This window comes from Enterobacter cloacae complex sp. SHL001 (genome assembly GCF_049236825.1).
Lineage (GTDB): Bacteria > Pseudomonadota > Gammaproteobacteria > Enterobacterales > Enterobacteriaceae > Enterobacter > Enterobacter hormaechei_C.
The window spans coordinates 167,166-191,674 of the sequence record NZ_JBMKIP010000002.1; the positions used below are offsets into that span (position 1 = coordinate 167,166).

Here is a 24,509-nt window from a genome sequence, read left to right on the forward strand (position 1 = left end):
TACCTATCTTACGCTGGCAGCCTGATGGCTTTAATGCCACAATATTTTTTTCTTCGCATGCAGGAAAGATGATGAAAAAAGTAGCAATTGTGGCTGCGATGCTGACGTTAGCGGGATGTGTTCAGGTAGATAACTATCAGGAAGTGATTAAGCACCCGGTACCTTCGCAACTGGCAGGTTACTGGCAGTCGAAAGGGCCGCAGAGCGCGATGGTGAGCCCGGAAGCGATCGCCACGCTGGTGGTGACGCCAGAGGGGGATACGCTGGATTGCCGTCAGTGGCAGCGCGTTATCGCGGTGCCGGGTAAGATCATGCTGCGTTCAGATGATTATTACAACGTGACGCGTAAGCTGGATGTCTATCCGCTGGAGCGTGATGGGGCGGCGCTGGAGTATGACGGTATGGAACTGTACAAGGTTGACCGTCCAACAGTGGAATGCGCAGATTACCTGAGCAAGAATCCGCTGGAGAGTAAGCTTCCGTAGCGGTAAAAGCAAAACGGCAATCATATTGCCGTTTTTAGGGTTTGCTCCCTCTCCCTGTGGGAGAGGGTCGGGGTGAGGGCATCAGGCCGCACTTTCCCAGCACTACAGCGCGTCCTCAATCACCCAGACGCTGACGCTTCCCCCGTTACAGAAGAACGTCCCTTCGCCATCCGCCGCCGTGGTCACGGTTTCCTCGCGGTTGCCTAAAAAATCACGCCAGGTCTTATTGCCGTAATTTTCCCCGAGGCAGATGGTCTTCTCGCCGTCATCACCATTCGACAGTACCACCACACAGCCCGGGTGCTCCTCAGTCCCGCTGCGGCTGAACGCAATGCAGTTTGGATGATCGAAAAACAGCGTCTGCACGCCGTGGGCAAAACGCTGCCGGGCGAGGATCAGCTCGTGGAGCTGTTCAATCACCGGCATATCGATGTGATACGTCTCGCCATCCCCGCCGGTGTCGTCATAGCTGGCGCCAAAAAGATCCGGGTAGAATACGCTCGGCACGCCGTTTTCACGCAGCAGGATGAGCGCGTAGGCCAGCGGTTTGAACCAGGCTTCAACCGGGGCTTCCAGCGCCTGCAAGGGTTGGGTATCGTGGTTGGCTACCAGGGTCACGGCATGGAACGGATCGGCTTCCACCAGCGTACCGGTGAAAATCTGGCTCATATCGTAGTCGCGTCCCTGGCGTGAGGCTTCGTGAAATTTCATTTGCAGTGGCGCATCAAACAGCATGGTTTTACCGTCCACCTGATTGATGTAGTGCTGCAATTTATCCACTTCGTGAGACCAGTATTCCGCCACGATAAACAGCGGCTGCGGGGCCACCTCCTGGACGTGCTCAATCCACTCTTTATAGAACCAGGCCGGGATGTGTTTTACCGCGTCCAGGCGGAAGCCGTCGCAGTGGGTTTGCTCCATCACCCAGCGCGCCCAGTATTTGATCTCCTCCGTCACCGCATGATTGCGAAAATCGATATTTTCACCCATCAGGTAATCGAAATTGCCCATCTCGTCGTCGACCTGATCGTTCCAGCCTTCGCCGGTGTAGTCGTTCACGATTTTGAAGATACCGTCCTCATTGGGGTTTTCAATGTGGTCGATACCGCTGAAGCATTTGTAATCCCAGATGAACTGCGAATACTGCCCGGCCCGAACGGGGAAGGTGTAACGCGTCCAGGCTTCGCATTCGATGATCTCATCGCTGATTTGGGTGCGATCCTGAGCATCCACACGCTGCACGCGGACGGGTTCCTTTTCATCGGCCCCCATTTTATGGTTGACCACCACGTCCAGAAGCACCGCAATCTGGTTGCTTTTTAAGGCGTTGATGGCCTCCAGCAGCTGGGCTTTATCGCCGTATTTGGTGGCGACGCTGCCTTTCTGGTCAAACTCCCCCAGGTCGAAAAGGTCATAAGAGTCATACCCGACGGAATAGCCGCCGGATGCCCCTTTGTATGCCGGCGGTAACCAGACCATATTGATGCCGATTTCGTTCAGGTTGGGGGCTAATGCCGTGACTTCTCGCCACAGTTCACCGCCGGTGGGGTAGTACCAGTGAAAACATTGTAAAAGTGTTGGGTTGCGCATGCACCATCTCCATGAGGTCGCGAAACTCAAGTATGGAGCAGGTTTGGCAGAAATGCCTGGCGAACGAAACGGTTAATGCTCGAACGCCAGTTAAATGGCTAATTAATATCGCTATTACTTTGCGGAACCAGGACATGACCGCCCTGGTTACCGTAGGTGGAGAGAACGGTTTTCTGGATGGAGGATTGCCCAACCAGCTTCGCCAGCTCATCCATTCTGGCTTGCAGCAACGTTTTTACCTGGCCTTCGTTGTCCAGGATCACCCGCAGCGTCGGGCGAAGCTGCTCCTGAATCTGCATCGAAGGCTCACTTTCCTGAGTGAGACGAGCCAGTGAGTGCACCGCATTAACATAGTCGGTTTCACAGATGATCAGATCATCCCATAGTCCCTGCCGGGCCAGTCGCAACATCAACTGGCTCTGCTCAAGGAGTTGCTGATAAAGGGCATAAAGTTGCGGTGCGTTACTCATTAGAGGGCGTCCTGCATCAGTTGTGGCGTACCGGCAACCTCCTTCCACCCGTCAGCGATATTGCGCAGCAAGTTTTCCACCTCTTCGATGGCGCTGGCGTCGTTATTCACGTTGGCGTGCAGGAGGCGACGTACCATATAGGCATAAAGGGCAATCAGGTTTTGCGTAAGCTCATCCCCGTTATTTTCCACCAGGCCAACCTTCAGCCCGTTTTCGATAATGTTGATGGCTTTTGAGAGCGCCAGCCCTTTTGCCGGGATATTACCGTCTGCCAGGAACAGACGCGCGCGTACCAGCGCGCTGAGGGCTCCATCAAATAGCATGATAACCAGCTGCTGCTGGCTGGCGCTCATCACCGCGCTTTCAACTTCTATCTTTGCGTAGGCTTGCGTGCCTTTTGCGCCGTACATGTTATCCCCCTCGGGTCTGATTAGCGTTTACTACTTGTTGCTGGACGTATTTTCGAACTGCTGCGTCAGGTAGCTGCTGGTGTTGTTCAGCGAGGTCATCAGTACGTCCAGCTGGGTAAACTGGGCTTTGTACTGCGCCACTCTCGCGTCAATACGTTCGCTCACGGCGTTATATTGATCCGTTAACTTGTTCAGCGTTTTGCTGACGCCATCTTTGGCCGCCTGGATAATGCCTTTACTGGAAAGCCAGTCAGTCAGATGGGTGGCCATGGTGGTAGTGATCCCGGTGGTTTTACCGTCACCCACAACCAAATCTTTCACGGCAGACGGGTTATCCGTCAGCGCTTTTTTCAGCTTGTCGCTGTCCAGCTCCAGCTTGCCCGTGCTTGGATCTGAAGTAATGCCGACCTGAGACAGCGTTTTATAGGCGGTTCCGCCGACGGAGTTGCCCAGCATGGTTTTCAGCTGCGTCTGGATAGTACGCAGCGTACTGTCTCCGAGCAGGGCACCGTTGCTGGAATCCTGCGCATCTGTACCCGCATCAACCGCCGTATATTTGGTTAATGATGCAAAGCTGTCCTGAAGGGTGTTGTAGGCATCCACCCAGGCTTTCATCGCCGTTTCCGCTTTCGATGTATCTTTAGCGATCGTCAGCGTCTGGTTACCGGTGGTGACATCGTTCAGGTTCAGGGTGATATCTTCCAGCGCATCGCTGATGGTGTTGCTGCTGTTTTCGATATCGACGTTATTCACCTTCAGCTTGGCGTTCTGCGCGGTGACGCTTTCTGTCATGCCGTTGCTGGCGTCGGTGCTGGCGCCGTTGTAACCCATAAAGGATTGCAGGGCGCTGTCGCCGCTCACGCTGATGCTGACCGCGTTGTCCGCCCCGGTTTCGGTGGAGGTGATGGACAGACGATACTGACCATTACCGACGTTAATAATACTGGCGGTCACGCCGGCGTCAGCTTTGTTAATCGCATCGCGAATGCCGGTCAGCGAGGAGTTTGCCGCGCTGATATCGACGGTCACCGGATCTTTACCGTTACCGGCGGTAAAGGTGATCTTGCTGTCAGCCGTGGCAATGGCCGTTTTGGTATCCGGCTGCGCGTTTTTGGTCGTCAGGGTTTGCGCCTGCGCCAGCTGCGACACGCTGATGGTGTATTTACCGGCAATCGCGCTGCCGGTAGTGGTGGCGCTGAATGCCGTGGTACTGCTCGACGTGCTGGTCGCTGTAAACAGGTCGGCTTTATTCAGCGCGGTGTTGGCGGTCTGAAACGCTTCCAGTGAACTTTTCAACGTGCCGTAAGCGCTCAGCTTGGCGGTATACGATGTCTGTTGTTTGGAAATTGGCGTCAGCTGTGCTTTTTCGGCCGTGGTCAGACTATCCAGAATGTCTGCTAACTTAAGACCCGAACCAATCCCCAATGATGAAATACTTGCCATATTTATTCCTTAATCTATCGACACGTAGAACGAATAGTGGGGTTATCGGCCTTTATGGGGGAAAGTTTACGGTTAATTTCTTTTTTTTAATGGCAGGAATAACGGTAATAGAGAAGAGCTTTTCCGTGGCTAAAAAAATTAACGCGATCCTGAAAAAATATCTAAAGGTTGGTTTGGACCAGACGATAACACCTTTGACGGCGATGAAGCCGAAGGGTGGAAACCCAAATCTAACCAAACAGATTTGATGAACAACAGGAATCGAAATCATGGCACAAGTCATTAATACCAACAGCCTCTCGCTGATCACTCAGAACAACATCAACAAGAACCAGTCCGCTCTGTCTTCTTCTATCGAGCGTCTGTCTTCTGGTCTGCGTATCAACAGCGCGAAAGATGACGCTGCGGGCCAGGCTATCGCTAACCGCTTCACCTCTAACATCAAAGGCCTGACTCAGGCTGCACGTAACGCTAACGACGGTATCTCTCTGGCGCAGACCACTGAAGGCGCTCTGTCTGAAATCAACAACAACCTTCAGCGTATCCGTGAGCTGACCGTTCAGTCTCAGACTGGCACCAACTCCGATTCTGACCTGTCTTCAATCCAGGACGAAATCAAATCCCGTCTGTCTGAAATCGACCGCGTATCTGGTCAGACTCAGTTCAACGGCGTGAACGTGCTGGCTAAAAACGGTTCTATGGCGATCCAGGTTGGCGCGAACGATGGCCAAACTATCAACATTGACCTTCAGAAGATTGACTCTTCTACACTGGGTCTGAATGGATTCTCCGTTTCTAAAAGTTCTGTATCTGTTGGTGATGCAATTACTCAGTTGCCAAGTGCAACAGCAGGTAACCCGCCTGTTGAAATCTCCTTCGATGCGACAGTCAAATCTGATTTGAAACTGACTGATACGTCTAATCTTTCTCTCCATAACCTGAAAGATAAAGACGGTAATCTGACTGACCAGTATGTTGTACAAAATGGCGACAAAACCTATGCGGCAACTGTAGATGCAACTGGCAAAGTAACTTTAAACAAAGCAAATATTACTTATAGTGATGTTGCTAATGGCATTGACACCGCAACTCAGGCTGGCCAATTGGTACAGGTTGGCACCAGTGCTTCTGGTAACCCAACTGGTTTTGTATCTGTTCAGGGCAAAAACTTTGATGCAGGTACTGACGTACTGGTCAACAACGGCGGTGATGCAACTCTGGGTACCCCGACCACAACTGGTACTACTGTAGAAGCAGTATCTATCAATCTGAGCACTGGTACTAAGTCTGACGGTACTACTAATGTGACCGCTACAGGTGAGTTTGCTGGCGCATCTACCAACGATCCACTGGCTCTGCTGGACAAAGCTATCGCGTCCGTAGACAAATTCCGTTCTTCACTGGGTGCGGTCCAGAACCGTCTGAGCTCTGCCGTAACCAACCTGAACAACACCACCACCAACCTGTCTGAAGCGCAGTCCCGTATTCAGGACGCCGACTATGCGACCGAAGTGTCCAACATGTCTAAAGCGCAGATCGTTCAGCAGGCCGGTAACTCCGTGCTGTCCAAAGCTAACCAGGTTCCTCAGCAGGTTCTGTCTCTGCTGCAAGGCTAATCGCCTGATTACGCTTAAACCCCGCTTCGGCGGGGTTTTTTCTGTCCGCATTTACGCGTAACCCCCCAAATAACCCCTCATTTCACCCACTATTCACCCGATTAAAACCCCTCCAGAATCGGATAATCATGCCGATAACTCAACTAACGCAGGGCTGTTTATCGTGAATTCACTCTATACCGCTGAAGGTGTAATGGATAAACACTCGCTGTGGCAGCGTTATGTTCCGCTGGTGCGTCACGAAGCATTGCGCCTCCAGGTGCGTTTGCCGGCGAGCGTGGAACTGGACGATCTGCTACAGGCGGGCGGTATCGGGTTATTGAATGCAGTTGACCGGTACGACGCTCTGCAAGGAACGGCATTTACGACTTACGCAGTGCAGCGTATTCGTGGTGCGATGCTGGACGAGCTGCGCAGCCGCGACTGGGTGCCGCGCAGCGTACGCCGCAACGCGCGCGAAGTGGCGCATGCGATGGGGCAGCTGGAACAGGAGCTGGGGCGCAACGCGACGGAAACCGAAGTAGCGGAGCGTCTGGGCATTCCTGTTGAAGAGTATCGCCAGATGTTGCTCGATACCAATAACAGCCAACTCTTCTCTTATGATGAGTGGCGCGAAGAGCATGGCGATAGCATCGAGCTGGTGACCGATGAACACCAGCAAGAAAACCCGTTACACCATTTACTGGAAGGGAATTTACGCCAGCGCGTGATGGAAGCGATCGAAGCTTTACCGGAACGGGAGCAACTGGTGTTAACCCTCTATTACCAGGAAGAGCTCAATCTCAAAGAGATTGGCGCCGTGCTGGAGGTGGGCGAGTCTCGGGTGAGCCAGCTGCACAGCCAGGCCATTAAACGCCTGCGCACAAAACTGGGTAAGTTATAGGTGAGTCATTCGCCTTGGAAATGCCGCACAACGTATTGACAACCAGGAGTTATCATGACGGTGCAGCAATCTAAAAGACGGCCTTTAAGCCGCTACCTGAAAGACTTTAAACACAGCCAGACGCATTGCGCCCACTGTAAAAAATTACTCGACCGCATCACGCTGGTTCGTCGCGGTGAAATCGTGAATAAGATTGCGATTTCCCGCCTCGACACGCTGATGGATGAAGCCGCCTGGCTTGAAGAGCAAAAAGAGTGGGTAGCGCTTTGCCGTTTCTGTGGCGATCTCCATTGCAAAGAGCAAAGCGACTTCTTCGATATTATCGGCTTCAAGCAATTCCTGTTTGAACAAACGGAGATGAGTCACGGCACCGTGCGTGAATACGTGGTTCGCCTGCGCCGCCTGGGTCAGCATTTGACCATGCAAAATATCTCCCGCGATCTGCTGACAACCGGATACCTGGATGAAAATCTGGAGCCCTGGCTGCCCGCCACCAGTACCAACAATTACCGCATCGCGCTGCGAAAGTACGCGCAATATAAAGTCCAGATGCCGGGCGTCATAAAGCAGAAAGTCCGCGCCGGAACAACTTCTGATATATATTAAAAAAGAATAAGATGTAGCGCAGCCGCCTTTGACGTTGCAGGCGATTTCTCTACACTACTCAAAAATTCCACTGTATCGGGGTACTTATGAAATTAGCACTTCTGGGTCGTCAGGCGCTGATGGGGATGATGGCCGTTGCGCTGGTCGCGGGGATGAGCGTGAAAACGTTCGCGGCAGAGAATCTGCTCAACAAAGTTAAAGAGCGCGGCACGCTGCTGGTTGGGCTGGAAGGAACCTATCCTCCGTTCAGCTTCCAGGGCGACGACGGTAAACTGACCGGTTTTGAAGTGGAGTTTGCGCAGGAGCTGGCAAAACACCTCGGCGTTAAAGCCTCCCTGAAACCCACCAAATGGGACGGGATGCTGGCGTCACTGGATTCCAAACGTATTGACGTGGTGATTAACCAGGTAACCATTTCTGACGAGCGTAAGAAGAAGTATGACTTCTCCACGCCGTACACCGTGTCCGGTATTCAGGCGCTGGTGAAGAAAGGTAACGAAGGCAGTATCAAATCCGCAGCGGATCTGAAAGGTAAGAAAGTCGGCGTCGGTCTGGGCACCAACTACGAGGAGTGGCTGCGCCAGAATGTGCAGGGCGTGGACATCCGTACCTACGATGATGACCCGACGAAATACCAGGATCTGCGCGTAGGCCGTATTGACGCCATTCTGGTTGACCGCCTGGCAGCGCTGGATCTGGTGAAGAAAACCAACAATACCCTGGCTGTCGCGGGTGATGCGTTCTCCCGTCAGGAATCCGGCGTGGCGGTGCGTAAAGGTAACGAGGATCTGCTGAAAGCCATCGACGGCGCCATTGCTGAGATGCAGAAAGACGGTAGCCTGAAGGCGCTTTCTGAGAAGTGGTTTGGTGCAGACGTGACGAAATAAGTCTCTGACTGACAAAAAAAGGCGCTTTTAAAAGCGCCTTTTTTATTTCTCGCGCGTCTGCGTGCATAATGAAATAACAATTGTTTGCGTGACCGGAGGAACCATGTCACTACAGAATTTAACGCGCTTTCCCCGTCTGGAATTTATCGGCGCACCCACGCCGCTGGAGTATCTGCCGCGATTTTCTGACTACCTGGGGCGCGATATATTCATTAAGCGTGACGATGTGACGCCCATGGCGATGGGCGGAAATAAGCTGCGCAAGCTGGAGTTTCTCGCCGCCGATGCTCTGCGTGAGGGGGCGGACACGCTGATCACCGCCGGGGCAATTCAGTCTAACCACGTTCGCCAGACGGCGGCAGTGGCGGCGAAGCTGGGACTCCACTGCGTAGCCCTGCTGGAGAACCCGATCGGGACGCAGGCAGAGAATTACCTGACTAACGGTAACCGTTTGCTGCTGGATCTGTTCAACGTGCAGGTTGAAATGGTCGACGCGTTGACCGACCCGGCTGCACAGCTCGACGAGCTGGCGACGCGTCTGGAAGCGCAGGGTTTTCGTCCGTACGTGATCCCGGTTGGCGGCTCGAATGCGCTGGGTGCCCTCGGCTATGTTGAGAGCGCGCTGGAAATCGCTCAGCAGTGCGAAGGCGCGGTGAGTTTATCCTCGGTGGTGGTGGCGTCCGGCAGTGCGGGGACCCATGCTGGTTTAGCGGTCGGGCTTGAGCAACTGATGCCGGAGGTCGAGCTGATTGGCGTGACGGTTTCCAGAAGCGTTGCGGACCAGAAGCCGAAAGTCGTCACCCTGCAACAGGCGGTGGCTGAACAGCTTGCGCTTCAGGCGAAGGCGGAAATACTGCTGTGGGATGACTATTTCGCGCCGGGCTATGGCACCCCCAATGATGAAGGGATGGAGGCGGTTAAGCTGCTGGCCCGTCTCGAAGGTATTCTGCTCGACCCGGTCTATACCGGCAAGGCAATGGCGGGCCTGATCGACGGCATCGCCCGCAAGCGCTTTAAGGATGAAGGACCCATTTTGTTTGTTCATACTGGCGGGGCGCCTGCGCTGTTTGCCTATCATCCTCATGTCTAAAAATCAGGTAGAAAAATAATAATGCAAGAAAGTATTCAACTGGTTATTGATTCGCTGCCGTTCTTGCTTAAGGGCGCGGTGTTTACTTTACAGCTCAGTATCGGCGGGATGTTCTTCGGGCTGGTGCTCGGGTTTGTGCTGGCACTGATGCGCATGTCGAACATCTGGCCGGTGCGGTGGCTGGCGCGGTTTTACATCTCCGTGTTCCGCGGAACGCCGCTTATCGCCCAGCTGTTTATGATTTACTACGGGCTGCCACAGTTTGGTATTGAGCTGGATCCGATCCCGGCGGCGATGATAGGCCTGTCGCTGAATACCGCGGCGTACACCTCTGAAACGCTGCGTGCGGCGATCTCCTCCATCGATAAAGGGCAGTGGGAAGCGGCGGCCAGTATCGGGATGACCCCGTGGCAGACGCTGCGCCGGGCGATCCTGCCCCAGGCGGCGCGCGTGGCGCTGCCGCCGCTGAGCAACAGCTTTATCAGCCTGGTGAAAGACACCTCGCTTGCGGCGACCATTCAGGTGCCGGAGCTGTTCCGTCAGGCGCAGCTGATCACCTCGCGCACGCTGGAAGTGTTTACCATGTATCTGGCGGCCTCGCTGATTTACTGGGTGATGGCGACGGTACTGTCCGCTCTGCAAAACTATTTTGAAAACCAGCTTAACCGCCAGGAGCGTGATCCAAAATGAGTGCAATTGACGTCAAAAATCTGGTGAAAAAATTCCATGGACAAACGGTGCTGCATGGCATTGATCTTGAGGTTGAGCAGGGCGAAGTGGTAGCAATTATCGGCCCGAGCGGGTCAGGCAAAACCACGCTGCTGCGCAGCATCAATTTACTGGAGCAGCCCGAAGGCGGGACGATCCGCGTGGGTGATATCACCATTGATACCGGGAAACCCATCAGCCAGCAAAAAGGGCTGATTCGCCGCCTGCGCCAGCATGTCGGCTTCGTGTTCCAGAGCTTTAATCTCTTTCCGCACCGCACGGTGCTGGAAAACATTATTGAAGGGCCGGTCATCGTCAAGGGGGAACCTAAGGAAGACGCGACGGTCCGCGCCCGCGAGCTGCTGGCGAAGGTTGGGCTGGCAGGGAAGGAGACGAGCTATCCGCGTCGCTTATCTGGCGGGCAGCAGCAGCGTGTCGCCATTGCGCGCGCGCTGGCGATGCGCCCGGATGTGATCCTGTTTGACGAACCCACCTCCGCGCTCGATCCTGAGCTGGTCGGGGAAGTACTGAACACGATCCGACAGCTGGCGCAGGAGAAACGCACGATGGTGATTGTGACGCATGAAATGAGCTTCGCTCGCGACGTTGCCGATCGGGCTATTTTCATGGATCAGGGGAGAATAGTTGAGCAGGGGCCGGCTAAAGCGCTGTTTGCCAATCCGCAGCAGCCCCGTACCCGTCAGTTCCTTGAAAAATTCTTAATGCAGTAGCATTTTAGCGTTCAATTTGCTCCAGATGCCGCTTCTGGAGCAAATTATCCTCCCTTAAACTCCGTTCTGTTGCTTTTTTATTCCGCCTGATGTGGATAAGCCATCGCCAAATTAAAGATAATCTGCCTGTGGCCGATATTTTATATAAATAATCATGCTTTATGTGTTAGGTTATATTCACCATAATAATGATTATCTTTATCAGAGGCTTCATTCAGTAAGTATGAGGGATATAGACTTTTTCACCTGGCGACGGGAATGCTTCCTCCGGTTTCAGGAAATGACCTGTGCCGAAGAGGTATATCAGGAACTTCAGCGACAAACGCAGGCGCTTGAATTCGATTATTATGCGCTTTGTGTTCGACACCCTGTGCCATTTACCCGCCCGCGAACCTCCGTCCATTCCAGTTATCCGCAACAATGGATGGCGCAATATCAGTCCGAGAATTATTTCGCCATTGACCCGGTGCTGAAGCCGGAGAATTTCATTCAGGGACATTTGCCCTGGACGGATGAATTATTCACGGATGCCCAGCAATTATGGGACGGCGCGCGGGACCACGGTTTACGCAAGGGAATAACGCAGTGTCTGATGATGCCAAATCATGCGCTCGGTTTCCTCTCCGTGTCATGTACCAGCTTACAGGCACACTCGATATCCAGTGAAGAAGTTGAGCTGCGTTTACAAATGCTGGTCCAGATGGCGCTCACCACACTGTTACGCTTTGAACATGAGACGGTGATGCCGCCTGAAATGAAATTCAGCAAGCGTGAGCGGGAAATTCTGAAGTGGACCGCAGAAGGGAAGACGTCGGCAGAAATCGCCATCATTCTCTCCATCTCGGAAAATACCGTCAATTTCCATCAAAAGAATATGCAGAAGAAATTCAACGCACCGAATAAGATCCAGATAGCGTGTTATGCCGCGGCGACGGGGCTTATCTGACTGATATCACGTTCTGCGTGTCAGACGAGAAAACGGCTGAATGCTTTGCATCCAGCCGTTTTTGTTACTGGCGGTAGGCTTGTTTAATTTGCTTAACCGTATTGGCAAAAACAGCGGATTCCGCCTGGTCTTCCATCTGCGCGATCTGTTTTTCCATTTTAATGATCACACGACCAGCATCAGCCTGGCCCATCGCCTGTAGCATAAGCGTCAGCAGCGACTTCAGGCAGTTTACTTCCTGTGCCAGTTCCTGGTTATTCTCGGCAGTGGCAAATTCAGGTGTGCTCATTTATTTTCCTCATTATAAAACAGCGCATGAGCGCGACGATGAAAGTTAAGGCGGCGGAGTATACCACAAGCTACGGCAAAAAATGCAGTGGTTGTTTTTTATACTTATCGCGCAGTGATTATTGGGCGGCGCGGATTATGAAGGTACTCTGTCCAATATGTTAGCGACAATTAAATGTTTATCCCCGGTTCGCCATTCGTTAATTGTTGTTACAAAAAATCGCGCGCTCTTTTTCGTTTGAGTTAACAACTGTTTTAGTAACTTTTCGAATGTCGATGCTAAAAAATAGCGGTAAAAGCCCGGCGGGCAAGGGTTTTCTTTCCACTTACTGTACAGCTTAATTTCCAAAAACGAGACAAGAATCGAATAGCCGATTTTTTAGCGTTTTAATCTTGCATGGAAAACCGTTAATATAAACCCAATTAGCAGTCAGTAGCGTTATCCCTATTCTGGAGACATTTCCTTTGATCAACGTCCTTCTTGTTGATGACCACGAACTGGTGCGCGCAGGGATACGACGCATTCTTGAAGATATAAAGGGTATTAAAGTTGCCGGCGAGGCGTGTTGTGGCGAAGATGCCGTCAAATGGTGTCGCGCTAACTCCGCAGACGTGGTGCTGATGGATATGAACATGCCCGGTATTGGCGGGCTTGAAGCCACGCGCAAAATCGCGCGCATGTTCGTTGATACCAAAGTTATCATGCTGACCGTCCATACCGAAAATCCGCTGCCCGCCAGGGTTATGCAGGCGGGTGCTGCCGGGTATCTCAGTAAAGGCGCCGCGCCGCAGGAAGTCGTCAATGCGATCCGCACCGTACACGCCGGGCAGCGCTACATCGCTTCTGATATTGCTCAACAGATGGCGCTGAGTCAGATTGAACCGGAAAAAACGGAATCTCCGTTTGCCAGTTTGTCTGAGCGCGAATTGCAGATTATGCTGATGATCACTAAAGGTCAGAAGGTGAATGAGATCTCAGAGCAGCTGAATCTCAGCCCAAAAACGGTCAACAGCTATCGCTATCGAATGTTCAGTAAACTGAACATTCACGGTGATGTCGAACTGACTCACCTGGCCATTCGCCATGGTTTGTGCAATGCGGAGTCGTTAATAAGTCAGTGAGTGAAGCGTTCGATTCAAAAGCATTTCTGAAAACCGTCACCAGCCAGCCAGGCGTCTACCGTATGTACGATGCTGGCGGTACGGTTATCTATGTTGGTAAGGCGAAAGATCTGAAGAAACGCCTTTCCAGCTATTTCCGCAGCAACCTTGCCTCCCGTAAAACCGAAGCGCTGGTCGCACTAATACACAACATTGATGTCACCATAACGCATACGGAAACGGAAGCGCTGCTCCTTGAGCACAACTACATTAAGTTGTATCAGCCGCGCTACAACGTTCTGCTGCGCGATGACAAATCCTATCCGTTTATCTTCCTGAGCGGCGACACGCACCCGCGGCTGGCGATGCATCGTGGCGCTAAGCATGCGAAAGGTGAATATTTCGGCCCGTTCCCGAACGGTTATGCCGTGCGGGAAACGCTGGCGCTTTTGCAAAAAATCTTTCCTGTTCGCCAGTGCGAAAATAGCGTTTATCGCAACCGCTCCCGGCCATGCCTGCAATATCAGATTGGCCGCTGCCTGGGGCCGTGCGTTGAAGGGCTGGTGAGCGAAGAAGAGTACGCGCAGCAGGTGGAATATGTCCGCCTGTTTTTAGCCGGGAAAGACGATCAGGTGCTGACGCAACTGATTGCCCGTATGGAAAAAGCCAGCGCGGCGCTGGAATTTGAGGAGGCCGCACGCATCCGCGACCAGATTCAGGCGGTGCGCAGGGTGACCGAGAAGCAGTTTGTTTCCAATACGGGCGACGACCTCGATGTTATCGGTGTAGCCTTTGACGCCGGTCTGGCCTGCGTTCATGTGCTTTTTATTCGTCAGGGCAAAGTGCTCGGCAGCCGCAGCTACTTCCCGAAAGTGCCGGGCGGCACTGAGCTGGGTGAAGTGGTGGAGACCTTCGTCGGCCAGTTTTATTTGCAGGGCAGTCAGATGCGTACGCTGCCCTCGGAGATCCTGCTCGACTTCGCGCTCGATGATAAAACCCTGCTGGCGGAGTCGCTTTCAGAGCTGGCAGGCCGCCGGGTGAATGTTCAGACGAAACCGCGCGGCGATCGCGCGCGTTATCTGAAGCTGGCGCGAACCAATGCCGCCACGGCGCTGACCACCAAACTGTCCCAGCAGTCGACCGTCAGCCAGCGTTTAACCGCGCTTGCTACGCTGCTTAAGCTGCCGGAAGTGAAACGCATGGAATGCTTCGACATCAGCCATACGATGGGTGAGCAGACCGTGGCGTCGTGTGTGGTCTTTGATGCCAACGGTCCGCTGCGGGCAGAGTATCGTCGCTATAACATCACTGGCATTACGCCCGGTGACGATTATGCCGCCATGAACCAGGTGCTGCGCCGTCGCTATGGTAAAGCGATTGAAGAGAGCAAAATCCCGGACGTTATCCTTATCGACGGCGGGAAAGGGCAGTTGGGGCAGGCGAAGGCGGTATTTGAATCGCTCGACGTGGAGTGGGATAAGAACCATCCGCTGCTGCTAGGGGTAGCGAAAGGGGCAGATCGTAAGGCTGGCCTGGAAACGCTGTTCTTTGAGCCGGAAGGCGAGGGCTTTAGCTTGCCGCCGGATTCCCCTGCGCTGCATGTGATCCAGCATATCCGCGATGAGTCGCACGATCACGCCATCAGTGGGCACCGTAAAAAACGGGCGAAAGTGAAAAATACCAGTACCCTTGAGACGATTGAAGGCGTCGGGCCAAAACGTCGCCAGATGCTGTTGAAGTATATGGGCGGATTGCAAGGATTACTCAACGCCAGTATGGAAGAAATTGCAAAAGTGCCGGGTATTTCGCAAGGGCTGGCAGAAAAGATCTACTACTCGTTGAAACATTGAGGGCTCTGTAGCAACATAGAGCTAAATTTTACTGACAACAGACAGTTACCGTCATCATGCGATTTAATATCCCTACGTTGCTCACTCTTTTTCGCGTTGTGCTCATTCCGTTCTTCGTCCTGGCATTTTACCTGCCGGTCGTCTGGGCGCCTTTTGCCTGTGCGCTGATTTTCCTGATCGCTGCCGTTACGGACTGGTTTGATGGTTATCTGGCGCGTCGCTGGAACCAGAGTACCCGCTTTGGCGCGTTCCTCGATCCGGTTGCGGATAAGGTGATGGTGGCAATCGCGATGGTGCTGGTGGCGGAACATTATCATACCTGGTGGGTAACGCTGCCTGCCGCGACCATGATTGGCCGTGAGATTATTATCTCTGCCCTGCGCGAGTGGATGGCGGAGCTGGGTAAACGCAGCAGCGTGGCGGTGTCCTGGATCGGTAAAGTTAAAACCACCGCACAGATGGCGGCGCTGGTATGGATGCTGTGGCGTCCGAATGCCTGGGTAGAGTGGGCCGGCATTGGTCTGCTGTGGGTTGCGGCGGTGCTGACGCTGTGGTCAATGCTGCAATATTTGAACGCTGCGCGCGGTGATTTGCTTGAACAGTGATCGTTTCGGCTTAATTTTCAGCAAACGATCCTGAGATGCAAAAAATAACGTTGACTCAAAACGTCATATCAGTAGAATGCAACGCATCGAACGGCGGCACAGTTAGCCGGACGATAATGAAATCAAGTGGTTAGGAAGTAGTTAAATAGTTACTTGATGACATGCGGGAATAGCTCAGTTGGTAGAGCACGACCTTGCCAAGGTCGGGGTCGCGAGTTCGAGTCTCGTTTCCCGCTCCAGATTAATGCATCGGCAGTTTGCGGGTGCAGGTCGAAAGACAACAGATTTAAGGCGCGTTAGCAAAGCGGTTATGTAGCGGATTGCAAATCCGTCTAGTCCGGTTCGACTCCGGAACGCGCCTCCACTTTCTTCCCTGGCCGGATGGTGGAATCGGTAGACACAAGGGATTTAAAATCCCTCGGCGTTCGCGCTGTGTGGGTTCAAGTCCCACTCCGGCTACCATGGGAAAAAGCAGAATAATCAAAGCAATAAGCAGTGTCGTGAAACCACCGAAAGGTGGTTTTTTTGTGCCTGCAATCCCCCCTTCCTGACAACAAATCTTATTTTCCAGCCCGGCACAGGGACAACTTTAACATGGCTCTCCGGCGACAAGCTCTCAAACGTCCAGGATGTGAACTGGTTTTTTAAATGAAAAATAAGCGGAACGGTAGTGAACCGACCAGCGCATAAAAGCTTCTCAGAAAGCTGTGTAGGTAGGTACGCAGAGGGTATGAAAACGGGAATGCCTCGGGCAAAGCGAACGGAAACTGGTACAACAGGTGGACGAACTGAGGCAGTGCCGCCGTACAGCATTGTCACTTACTGCCCAATCATCTGACTGTAAGCGCCGGGTATAAAAGCATGTGGCGATAATGCACGATGTGGCCGTGTGCACTTTGTATAAGAAATTTCACCTCTTAGCTGCTGCAAACGCATATATGTAAACGACTATTGAATGTCGTCTAAACGCATGTAGTATTGATGATCATCATTTGTAACATGGAGGTGGAATGTATAATCATAATCGTGATAAAAGTCATTTTGAGCATAAAATCCGTGAAATTGAGCTGCTCGCAGAGCAAATCGCCGCAAAGCATATACTTTATGGCACTTCAAATCTGTTTTTTGAAATCCAACAGCTTGTGGGGAATTTGAAAAGAGAGATTGAATCCCATTGTCTTACCTATTCTGGGGGGACACATATCCTTGATGAACAGATACGGCACCTCCATGAACAGGATGAGCTGCTTACTTTTAACCGAGCGAAGATATACATAGTTGTCGAAATAAATCGGACGACAACGACAACCATCGCGCTCAAACAGATTGGCTTCGTCGCCGGTGGCGCACAAGTTTATGGGGGCGCTAGTTTATGTGTTGGTTCGCTGGGTCTGGCATGTGCTGCGTACGGCGCCCCTATGATCGCTCATGGTTTAAATAATATGTACGAAAATGGCTATTATCTCCTTTTCCGTGAAGAACAATCAGGAACCCTGAGAGATGCATATAGATTTGCTGCTACGAAGTTAGGTTATGGTAATAACCAGGCAGACTTAGTCTATGGCGTCGTTGATCTCTCTTTATCAGCATATGGTGCGGGCAGAAAGGTTTTGGGCCCCAGAGAAAAGTCCTGGAGTTTATTCCACAATATCCAATCCGATTATATCAGAGGTTGGCAAGAAGCGTCTAAAACCGCAATGGCGCTGGATTTGACCAGTGGGAGTATTACGGGTTGGCAGATGTACCATATAGCTAAAGAGAATTGATTATGTCACAAGAATTAGAATTTTCGCTTCATCCACCTGTTTGGCCTGCTATCGTGTATTTTGTTGTATCTGTGGCAATTTTTTTCCTGCTTTATCTCGGTAAACTAAAAGTTAACAGGCTGCGTAAATACCCGCTATTTATCGCATATATGGTGTTTGTAATCGCTGTTGCAGCCGTTCAGATAAACATCTTTGCTAATGGCTACGAGTTTGTCCGCAGCTTTTTGCATATCGATTTTGACCCCTATCGATATGACTCGGTATATTGGGGATCATTGTGTTTCTCCATAATTTACTTGCTGGCGTTGCCCCGGAACAAGTTTTAGCATAATGAAATTTTCATTTAAGGGACGCTATGTCTTTACCGCCATTGTATGCACTGCGTGCGTTTGAAGTTGCTGCGCGGTTGAACTCCTTCAGTAAAGCCGCTGAAACGCTCAATATTACGCCGGGCGCGGTCAGCAGACATGTTCGTACCCTTGAACTGTGGTTCGACTGCGAGCTTTTCAAAAGGCAAGGTCCTCGGGTGGAGGTCACTGAAGCCGGGCGAGTGCTTGCCGGGCAGCTGAACGAAAGCTTCACGAGCATTGAATGGGCCTGCCGGGTATTTCGTAGTGAAAACCACCTGCTGCGGCTTAAAGCACCCAGTACCCTGACCATGAGATGGCTTCTCGACGTGCTGCGATCTTTTCGCAACAACCATGCAAAACCACAGGTTGAGATTGCCAGCGTCTGGATGGACATTGACACCGTTGATTTCAATCTTGAGCCCTACGATTGGGCCATTCTTCTCGGCAATGGGCGTTTTGGTGACACAACGGAAAGCCAACTGCTATTTCATGAATGGCTTATCCCGGTTTGTACTCCATCACTTATCGAACCGGCCCGGCAGCGGCTTCCGCAATGCGATCTGATCCATCCTTCACCGGGCAGACGTGACTGGCGGCGCTGGCTGCGAAGAACAGGATTGTTCCCGGGGCTCGATATGAGCAGCGGTATGGTGTTCGATACCCTTGAACAGGGAAGTATTGCCGCGATGAACGGGCACGGCATCGCTATCGCCGACCTGCATCTCACGCTTGATGCCCTGAAAAGTGGCCTGCTGGGCCTGCCTTTCAGGGAAGCTATCGCGACGGGGGATGGCTACTACCTCGTCTGGCCAAAAAATTCACTCAAAAGAGAGAGCATTCAGCATCTTCTGGCCTGGCTGCAAAACCATACCCCGGTCGTTCCGGCGCTGGATATCGATTATCTGGCATACGATGACAGTCGGATTTATTAATACCGTTATGAATAAGATATATTTGCCATCTTTTTATAACGTTCTGGCAAAGCGCTGTTCAGGTTGAGCACCTTATCCAGAATATAAAATGCTGGCGTGTTTTTCTGCTGTTCAGCGTCAATAATTGCCGCGCGTAATAGCGTGGCGGCAGGCGAAATCTTGTTAAAATAGTCCTCAGACTCCGGCGTCTGTAATTCACCAGAAGTGGCGTAACGCACGTCCGGCCAGCCAGAGAAATTGAGCAGCGGGAGAGGGTTGCCTGCTTCGGGCTGACAGGATGAAAGCAACGCAGCTGCTTTTTGGGGATCGCTATAGGCAACTGAAAGCATATACGCGCGCTGCGAAAACGGTAACAGGGCGTCAGAATGATTTTTGGTGGAGATAAGCATGGTCATAAAATTCGCTAAATCGCCACCTGATGGGGTTTCAGATGGCGATATAATTTTCATTAACTGAAATAAAGCATCAAGTGTCATGTTTGCCCCGGTTCCTCTCATTATGACTATTCAGTTTGCGCCTGAATGTTTTAATTGGCCCACCGTCCGGGTAGGTCGAGAGGATAATATTGGAAGGCGTGCGTTTTTGAAAAACGATTAATAATCGCAATCACTGTGAGTTTTTCTCACTATAGCCTTTTCGTTTCACACGCCACCCAGATACGCCTTCCTCACCTCCGGATCCTTCAGCAACGCCTCGCCGCTGCCGCTTAACCGAATCTGCCCGTTAACCATCACATAGCCGCGGTCGGACAACTTCAGCGCGTGGTGCGCATTCTGCTCGACCAGAAAAATCGTCATTCCGTTACGGGCCAGTTCGCGCAGCGTCTGGAAAATCTGTTTAACCACGATTGGCGCGAGGCCGAGGCTGGGTTCATCCAGCAGCAGAAGTTTAGGACGGCTCATCAGCGCGCGGGCGATAGCCAGCATCTGCTGTTCACCGCCGGAGAGCGTCATCGCCCGCTGGTAACGTCGCTCCTTGAGGCGGGGGAAGAGGTCGAACATGCTTTGCATATCTTCCGCTGCATGCTGATTGCCGACGGGGATTGTCCCCATCAGCAGGTTCTCTTCTACAGACATATCCGGGAAAATGCGTCGTCCCTCAGGTGCCTGCGCGATGCCGCCGGTGGCAACATAGTGGGTGGATTTGTGGCTGATATCCTCGCCGCAGAAGAGGATCTGCCCGTTGCGGATCCGGGGCTGACCAAAGACAGACATCAGTAATGTTGACTTCCCCGCGCCGTTAGCGCCAATCAGGGCCACGGTTTCCCCTTTGTTAACCTCAAGCGAAACCTGCTTCAACGCCTGGATCACCCCGTAGAAAACATCCACATCCTGAAACTGAAGCATCGGTTCGCTCACAGATTTACCTCGCTTTCGTCGGTGCCCAGATACGCGGCAATCACTTTTTCATTGTGCTGGATTTCAGCCGGTTTACCTCTGGCAATCACATCGCCATGATCGAGCACAATGATGTCATCTGAAATGCCCATCACCATCCCCATATCATGCTCGATCAGCAGAACCGTGATGTCATGGTGGTCGCGCAGGAACCGGATGATCTCACTCAGCTTGTGCGTTTCCACCGGGTTCAGGCCGGCAGCAGGTTCATCGAGACAAATCATCTCCGGGCCGGTACACATGGCGCGGGCGATTTCGAGGCGTCGTTGCTGGCCATAGGACATTTCCCCGGCCAGACGGTTCGCGCAATCCACCAGATCCACCACCTCCAGCCAGTAAAACGCCCGGTCCAGCGCATCGTTCTCTGAGCGACGATACGCAGGGGTGTTCAGCACCCCCGCCAGCAGATTGCGGTTGACGCGCATGTGCTGTGCCACCAGCAGGTTTTCCACAACGGACATCTCGCGGAACAGGCGGATGTTCTGAAACGTGCGCGCAAGACCCGCGCGGTTCACCAGATGCGTGCCGCCAAACATCTTATAGAACAGGCGTTGACCAAGCTGCGCCGGGTTGAGCCAGTCGCCCGGCTGGAATTTCTGGCCGAGCACCTGAATGACATTGGTGGTTTTATTTCGTGCATTGAACAGAATGTTGCCGCCGGAGGCCCGGTAGAAACCGGTCAGGCAGTTAAAGACGGTCGTTTTTCCCGCGCCGTTAGGCCCAATGAGTGCGGTAATGGAGCCGCGCTGCACCTCAAGATTGACGTCGTTTAAGGCCTTGATCCCGCCGAAGTGCATCATCAGATGTTCTACACATAAAATCGTTGCGTTCATGGCGCCACTCCTTTACGCACGGCAAATCCGCTGCGGTTGATGCGGATCAGACCGCGAGGACGCCAGATCATCATCACCACCATCAGCATGCCAAACAGCAGCACGCGATATTCCGCAAAGCTGCGCAGCAGTTCCGGCGTGACGGTCAGCACAAAGGCGGCCAGTACGACGCCGACGGTGGAGCCCATCCCGCCCAGGACCACAATGGCGAGGATCAGGGCCGATTCAAAAAAGGTGAAAGAGGTCGGGTTTACAAACCCCTGGTAGGTGGCAAAAAACACCCCGGCGATACCTGCCGTCGATGCGCCCAGGGTGAAGGCCGAGAGTTTGACCAGAACGTGATTTAGCCCCATTGAACGGCAGGCAATCTCATCCTCACGGAGCGCTTCCCACGCCCGTCCAATGGGCATTCGGGTCAGCCGGTGTTTAATGTACAGCACCAGCATGACTACCAGGAACAGCACCGCATAGATGAAGATAAACTTCAAGTTGGGGTTATAGGTCAGGCCGAAGAACTCGTGGAAGGGGACGCCGCCTTCTTTGGCGCGTCGGCCAAACTCCAGGCCAAAAAAGGTCGGGGCAGGGGCTGAAACGCCGTTAGGCCCGCCGGTGAAGGTGAGCCAGTTGTTCAGCACCAGGCGGATGATCTCGCCAAACCCGAGCGTGACGATGGCGAGATAATCCCCGTGCATGCGCAGCACTGGAAAGCCGAGCAGGGCGCCCGCGCCCGCGGCCATTAGCGCCGCCAGCGGCAGCATGCTCCAGAACCCAAGCCCCAGATACTGATACCCGAGCGCCAGCCCGTAAGCGCCGATGGCATAGAAGGCGACATAACCCAGATCCAGCAGCCCTGCCAGGCCAACAACAATGTTCAGCCCAAGACCGAGCAGGACGTAGATCAGTCCGAGAATGGCAACCGTCAGAACGTATTTAGTGGCCACAAACGGGAAGCAGATCGCCAGCGTGACAATCAGCGGAATGATCCAGCGCATGCGGCTTTTATACGCCGGCGGCCGGACATACACCCCCGCATTGTTGGATTCAAACCGCGCCTGTAAACGTCTTCCGGCCGCCGTAGCTGAAAACGCGCTCAGCAAAAAGCGTCCCAACATCACCGTGCCAACAATCCACGCCAGCCGCTGGCCGTCAAAGGTAAAGCTGTAACCATCCAGTATCACGCCCGCAATCGGACCGAAAATAATCAGGGCGATCATTCCGGAAAAAATCGAGTCCAGAATGCAGCGCTTCAGGGAAAAACCGTCAGAGGTCATCGCGTTGTTCCTTACACTTTAGCCACGACGGGGCGGCCCAGCAGCCCCTGAGGACGGAAGATCAGAATTAAGACCAACAATCCAAACGAGAACACGTCTTTATAATCCGAGTTCACCATCCCGGAGAATTGCGCTTCTGCGACGCCCAGAATCAGCCCGCCAAGCATCGCACCGGGCAGAGAGCCGATGCCACCCAGCACCGCCGCAGTAAAGGCCTTGATGCCGATAACGAACCCGACGTAAAAATCAAAGGTGCCGTAATTCATGGTGATCAGCACGCCCGCCAGCCCGGCCATGGCTGCGCCGATAACAAACACCAGCGAAATAATTCTGTCGGTGTTGATACCCAGAATGGAGGCCATCTTACGATCCTGCTGCACCGCACGGCACATGCGTCCTAAGCGGGTACGGTTGATAATCCAGGTCAGCACCAGCATGCCCGCGAACGAGGCGATGAGAATAAAGACTTTGGTATAGGTTATCTGGACAAACCCTTCGCCAAGGTGAAAACGCAGCACGCCATCCAGCATGGTAGGCACGCCCTGCTGGCGCGGGCCCTGGCTGAGCTGGACGTAGTTTTGCAGTATCAACGACATCCCGATGGCCGAAATCAGCGGCGCCAGACGCGTCGAGTTGCGTAGCGGCTTATAGGCGATGCGCTCAATCGTCCAGCCATAAACGCCGGTGACCACGATGGTGAAAACCAGCGTCCCCAGGATCAGCAGCGGAAAGGAGTGGAGTCCAAAAAACGCCAGCAGGGCCAGGCCAATGGCCGAGAGATAGGCGGAGATCATATACACTTCGCCATGGGCGAAATTGATCATACCGATGATGCCGTACACCATGGTGTAGCCGATGGCGATAAGACCGTAGACCGAACCCAGCGTTAAGCCATTAATTAATTGTTGCAGGAAGAATGTACTCATGGTCGCGCACCTGAATAAAGGGTTACGCCGACAGTCAGACCTGCCGGCGCTGAGCAGATTCCGTCCCGTTATGGCACTTCTTTATATTTGCCTTTGTCATCCCACTGGTAGACCACGTAGTCAGAGACTTTGAGGTCACCTTTGCTGTCCCAGGCTTTTTTACCCATCACCGTGTCGACAGGGTTGGCCTTCAGCCACTCGCTGGCTTTTGCGGAATCCGTCCCTTTCGTGGCCTTGAATGCCGCCGCGATAGCCTGCACAGACGCGTAGGCGTAGAGGGTGTATCCTTCAGGTTCAAATTTACCGGTGCGGAATTTCTCGATGACGGCTTTTCCGTCCGGGATCAGGCGCGGATCTTTACCGAAGGTCATGTAAATACCGTTGGTGTACTGCGCCCCACCGGCGGCGGTGACCATCTCTTCATTGACGATACAGTCTCCCGAGAAGAACTTCGCCTGCACGCCCTGTTCACGCATCTGGCGAACCAGCGGACCCGCTTCCGGGTGACAGCCCCCGAAGAACACCACGTCCGGTTTTTGTGCGCCAATTTTGGTCACCAGCGCGTTAAAGTCTTTCTCCCCGCGGGATAACCCTTCGTACATCACCTCCTTCACGCCGCGTTTCGCCAGCGCCGCCTTAGTGGCGTCCGCCAGCCCCTGGCCGTAGGTGTCTTTATCGTGGATGATGACCACCCGTTTGGCTTTCAGCTTATCAAGAATGAAATCGCTGGCGACCTGGCCCTGCTGGTCGTCACGTCCGCACATGCGAAATATATCGCTCATGCCACGTTCGGTAATAAGCGGGTTCGTTGAGCCGGGGGTGATGGAGAGGATCCCGGCATCGCTGTAGACCTCGGAGGCGGGCATGGTCGACGAGGAGCAGAAGTGGCCGACGACCGCTTTCACCTTATCCTGATCGACTAAGCGGTTGGCAACGGCGACGGCCTGTTTGGGCTCGCAGGCGTCGTCGCCCTGAACCAGTTTGATTTTCTCACCGTTGATCCCGCCAGCGGCGTTAATGTCTTCCGCCGCCTGCGTAGCGCCATGCCAGTATTGATCGCCATAGGTTGCGTTCGGGCCTGTGAACGGCCCGGCCACGCCGATGACGATATCGGCCTGCGCGGAAAAGGCCGTCACCAGACAACCGGCCAGCACCAGGGAGAGGGGAGTTTTGGTAAATTTCAGCGACATTATTATGTTCCTTAGCAAAGAGGTTTTTGCACCAGGTATAAACCCGAACGCCTGATGGCATCGTAAATTCAAAAACAAGAGCGAGAACAAAATGCACTTTAGAAGCAATCTCATGCTTAATACGGCGAGGATCCC

27 protein-coding genes and 3 tRNA genes are annotated in these 24,509 nt (G+C 53.2%); 18 read left to right on the forward strand and 12 right to left on the reverse strand.

Annotated elements, in window-relative coordinates:
- Positions 1–71 precede the first annotated feature (71 nt).
- Entirely contained in the window at positions 72–485 is a 414-nt protein-coding gene (gene yedD / locus ACOTYH_RS06275) for a lipoprotein YedD (RefSeq protein WP_003859613.1), read from the forward strand.
- A gap of 102 nt (positions 486–587) precedes the next feature.
- Here the strand turns inward: yedD and amyA are convergent, their stop codons facing one another.
- The 4 genes from amyA to fliD form a co-directional block, all read right to left on the reverse strand.
- Positions 588–2,075 (reverse strand): alpha-amylase, encoded by a 1,488-nt coding sequence (amyA, locus tag ACOTYH_RS06280; RefSeq protein ID WP_003859614.1) that lies wholly within the window; start codon positions 2,073–2,075, stop codon positions 588–590.
- 98 nt (positions 2,076–2,173) lie between these two features.
- On the reverse strand, positions 2,174–2,545 hold the full coding sequence (gene fliT / locus ACOTYH_RS06285) for a flagella biosynthesis regulatory protein FliT (protein WP_006811148.1): 372 nt from the start codon (positions 2,543–2,545) through the stop codon (positions 2,174–2,176).
- Positions 2,545–2,955 (reverse strand): flagellar export chaperone FliS, encoded by a 411-nt coding sequence (fliS, locus tag ACOTYH_RS06290; protein WP_421637620.1) that lies wholly within the window; start codon positions 2,953–2,955, stop codon positions 2,545–2,547. The genes fliT and fliS overlap by 1 nt, the downstream gene beginning before the upstream one ends.
- Positions 2,956–2,985: 30 nt before the next feature.
- Positions 2,986–4,398, reverse strand: coding sequence for a flagellar filament capping protein FliD (gene fliD, locus ACOTYH_RS06295; RefSeq protein WP_047716608.1), 1,413 nt, complete (start codon positions 4,396–4,398; stop codon positions 2,986–2,988).
- A 269-nt stretch (positions 4,399–4,667) separates the two neighbouring features.
- Here fliD and ACOTYH_RS06300 point away from each other — a divergent pair, with 269 nt between their 5' ends.
- From ACOTYH_RS06300 to sdiA, 8 genes are all read left to right on the forward strand, one after another.
- Complete coding sequence (locus ACOTYH_RS06300; protein WP_017693219.1) at positions 4,668–6,014, forward strand: FliC/FljB family flagellin; 1,347 nt, start codon at positions 4,668–4,670, stop codon at positions 6,012–6,014.
- Between the two features lie 163 nt (positions 6,015–6,177).
- On the forward strand, positions 6,178–6,897 hold the full coding sequence (locus ACOTYH_RS06305; RefSeq protein ID WP_003859623.1) for an RNA polymerase sigma factor FliA: 720 nt from the start codon (positions 6,178–6,180) through the stop codon (positions 6,895–6,897).
- A 54-nt stretch (positions 6,898–6,951) separates the two neighbouring features.
- Complete coding sequence (gene fliZ / locus ACOTYH_RS06310; RefSeq protein ID WP_015570235.1) at positions 6,952–7,503, forward strand: flagella biosynthesis regulatory protein FliZ; 552 nt, start codon at positions 6,952–6,954, stop codon at positions 7,501–7,503.
- Positions 7,504–7,589: 86 nt separating this feature from the next.
- Entirely contained in the window at positions 7,590–8,390 is an 801-nt protein-coding gene (gene tcyJ, locus ACOTYH_RS06315) for a cystine ABC transporter substrate-binding protein (RefSeq protein WP_003859627.1), read from the forward strand.
- Between the two features lie 103 nt (positions 8,391–8,493).
- The gene (dcyD, locus tag ACOTYH_RS06320) at positions 8,494–9,480 is read left to right on the forward strand and encodes a D-cysteine desulfhydrase (RefSeq protein ID WP_017693220.1); all 987 of its coding nucleotides are present in this window, start codon (positions 8,494–8,496) and stop codon (positions 9,478–9,480) included.
- 21 nt (positions 9,481–9,501) lie between these two features.
- Positions 9,502–10,170, forward strand: coding sequence for a cystine ABC transporter permease (tcyL, locus tag ACOTYH_RS06325; protein WP_003859632.1), 669 nt, complete (start codon positions 9,502–9,504; stop codon positions 10,168–10,170).
- The gene (gene tcyN, locus ACOTYH_RS06330; RefSeq protein WP_003859634.1) at positions 10,167–10,919 is read left to right on the forward strand and encodes an L-cystine ABC transporter ATP-binding protein TcyN; all 753 of its coding nucleotides are present in this window, start codon (positions 10,167–10,169) and stop codon (positions 10,917–10,919) included. The genes tcyL and tcyN overlap by 4 nt, the downstream gene beginning before the upstream one ends.
- Positions 10,920–11,142: 223 nt before the next feature.
- Positions 11,143–11,865, forward strand: coding sequence for a transcriptional regulator SdiA (gene sdiA, locus ACOTYH_RS06335; protein ID WP_017384479.1), 723 nt, complete (start codon positions 11,143–11,145; stop codon positions 11,863–11,865).
- 64 nt (positions 11,866–11,929) lie between these two features.
- On the opposite strand, the gene ACOTYH_RS06340 is transcribed toward sdiA, so the two are convergent.
- Together ACOTYH_RS06340 and ACOTYH_RS06345 are read right to left on the reverse strand one after the other, a co-directional pair.
- Entirely contained in the window at positions 11,930–12,154 is a 225-nt protein-coding gene (locus tag ACOTYH_RS06340; RefSeq protein ID WP_003859644.1) for a DUF2594 family protein, read from the reverse strand.
- Complete coding sequence (locus tag ACOTYH_RS06345) at positions 12,141–12,221, reverse strand: hypothetical protein (RefSeq protein WP_418235935.1); 81 nt, start codon at positions 12,219–12,221, stop codon at positions 12,141–12,143. Before ACOTYH_RS06345 ends, ACOTYH_RS06340 begins: the two co-directional genes overlap by 14 nt.
- A 397-nt stretch (positions 12,222–12,618) precedes the next feature.
- On the opposite strand from ACOTYH_RS06345, the gene uvrY reads away from it, so the two are divergent.
- The 9 genes from uvrY (at position 12,619) to ACOTYH_RS06390 (ending at position 18,757) form a co-directional block, all read left to right on the forward strand.
- Positions 12,619–13,275, forward strand: a complete 657-nt coding sequence (gene uvrY / locus ACOTYH_RS06350) for a UvrY/SirA/GacA family response regulator transcription factor (RefSeq protein ID WP_017384478.1) — start codon at positions 12,619–12,621, stop codon at positions 13,273–13,275.
- Positions 13,272–15,104 carry an excinuclease ABC subunit UvrC gene (gene uvrC, locus ACOTYH_RS06355; RefSeq protein WP_421637621.1) on the forward strand — a complete coding sequence of 611 codons (1,833 nt, stop codon included), beginning with the start codon at positions 13,272–13,274 and terminating at the stop codon, positions 15,102–15,104. Before uvrY ends, uvrC begins: the two co-directional genes overlap by 4 nt.
- A 56-nt stretch (positions 15,105–15,160) precedes the next feature.
- Positions 15,161–15,709, forward strand: a complete 549-nt coding sequence (gene pgsA, locus ACOTYH_RS06360) for a CDP-diacylglycerol--glycerol-3-phosphate 3-phosphatidyltransferase (RefSeq protein ID WP_003859652.1) — start codon at positions 15,161–15,163, stop codon at positions 15,707–15,709.
- A 163-nt stretch (positions 15,710–15,872) separates the two neighbouring features.
- Positions 15,873–15,948, forward strand: a tRNA-Gly gene (locus tag ACOTYH_RS06365).
- A gap of 51 nt (positions 15,949–15,999) precedes the next feature.
- Positions 16,000–16,073: transfer RNA gene (locus ACOTYH_RS06370), tRNA-Cys, on the forward strand.
- Positions 16,074–16,084: 11 nt separating this feature from the next.
- A tRNA-Leu gene (locus ACOTYH_RS06375) sits at positions 16,085–16,171 on the forward strand.
- A gap of 548 nt (positions 16,172–16,719) precedes the next feature.
- Entirely contained in the window at positions 16,720–17,475 is a 756-nt protein-coding gene (locus ACOTYH_RS06380; RefSeq protein ID WP_421637622.1) for a DUF4225 domain-containing protein, read from the forward strand.
- A 2-nt stretch (positions 17,476–17,477) separates the two neighbouring features.
- Positions 17,478–17,801, forward strand: coding sequence for a hypothetical protein (locus ACOTYH_RS06385; RefSeq protein ID WP_017384434.1), 324 nt, complete (start codon positions 17,478–17,480; stop codon positions 17,799–17,801).
- 29 nt (positions 17,802–17,830) lie between these two features.
- A complete protein-coding gene (locus tag ACOTYH_RS06390; protein ID WP_421637623.1) occupies positions 17,831–18,757 on the forward strand; it encodes a LysR substrate-binding domain-containing protein in 927 nt (308 codons plus the stop codon).
- 5 nt (positions 18,758–18,762) lie between these two features.
- Here ACOTYH_RS06390 and ACOTYH_RS06395 read toward each other — a convergent pair whose 3' ends face one another.
- From ACOTYH_RS06395 to ACOTYH_RS06420, 6 genes are all read right to left on the reverse strand, one after another.
- Positions 18,763–19,233 carry a hypothetical protein gene (locus ACOTYH_RS06395; protein WP_421637624.1) on the reverse strand — a complete coding sequence of 157 codons (471 nt, stop codon included), beginning with the start codon at positions 19,231–19,233 and terminating at the stop codon, positions 18,763–18,765.
- Between the two features lie 165 nt (positions 19,234–19,398).
- Positions 19,399–20,115: an ABC transporter ATP-binding protein gene (locus ACOTYH_RS06400; RefSeq protein WP_058688579.1), complete on the reverse strand. Its 717-nt coding sequence runs from the start codon at positions 20,113–20,115 to the stop codon at positions 19,399–19,401.
- The gene (locus ACOTYH_RS06405) at positions 20,112–20,987 is read right to left on the reverse strand and encodes an ATP-binding cassette domain-containing protein (RefSeq protein ID WP_421637625.1); all 876 of its coding nucleotides are present in this window, start codon (positions 20,985–20,987) and stop codon (positions 20,112–20,114) included. The genes ACOTYH_RS06400 and ACOTYH_RS06405 overlap by 4 nt, the downstream gene beginning before the upstream one ends.
- Positions 20,984–22,258 (reverse strand): high-affinity branched-chain amino acid ABC transporter permease LivM, encoded by a 1,275-nt coding sequence (gene livM / locus ACOTYH_RS06410; protein ID WP_062937922.1) that lies wholly within the window; start codon positions 22,256–22,258, stop codon positions 20,984–20,986. Before livM ends, ACOTYH_RS06405 begins: the two co-directional genes overlap by 4 nt.
- Positions 22,259–22,269: 11 nt before the next feature.
- The gene (locus ACOTYH_RS06415; protein WP_003859667.1) at positions 22,270–23,184 is read right to left on the reverse strand and encodes an ABC transporter permease subunit; all 915 of its coding nucleotides are present in this window, start codon (positions 23,182–23,184) and stop codon (positions 22,270–22,272) included.
- A 68-nt stretch (positions 23,185–23,252) separates the two neighbouring features.
- The gene (locus ACOTYH_RS06420) at positions 23,253–24,374 is read right to left on the reverse strand and encodes a branched-chain amino acid ABC transporter substrate-binding protein (RefSeq protein ID WP_003859669.1); all 1,122 of its coding nucleotides are present in this window, start codon (positions 24,372–24,374) and stop codon (positions 23,253–23,255) included.
- Between the last annotated feature and the right edge of the window lie 135 nt (positions 24,375–24,509).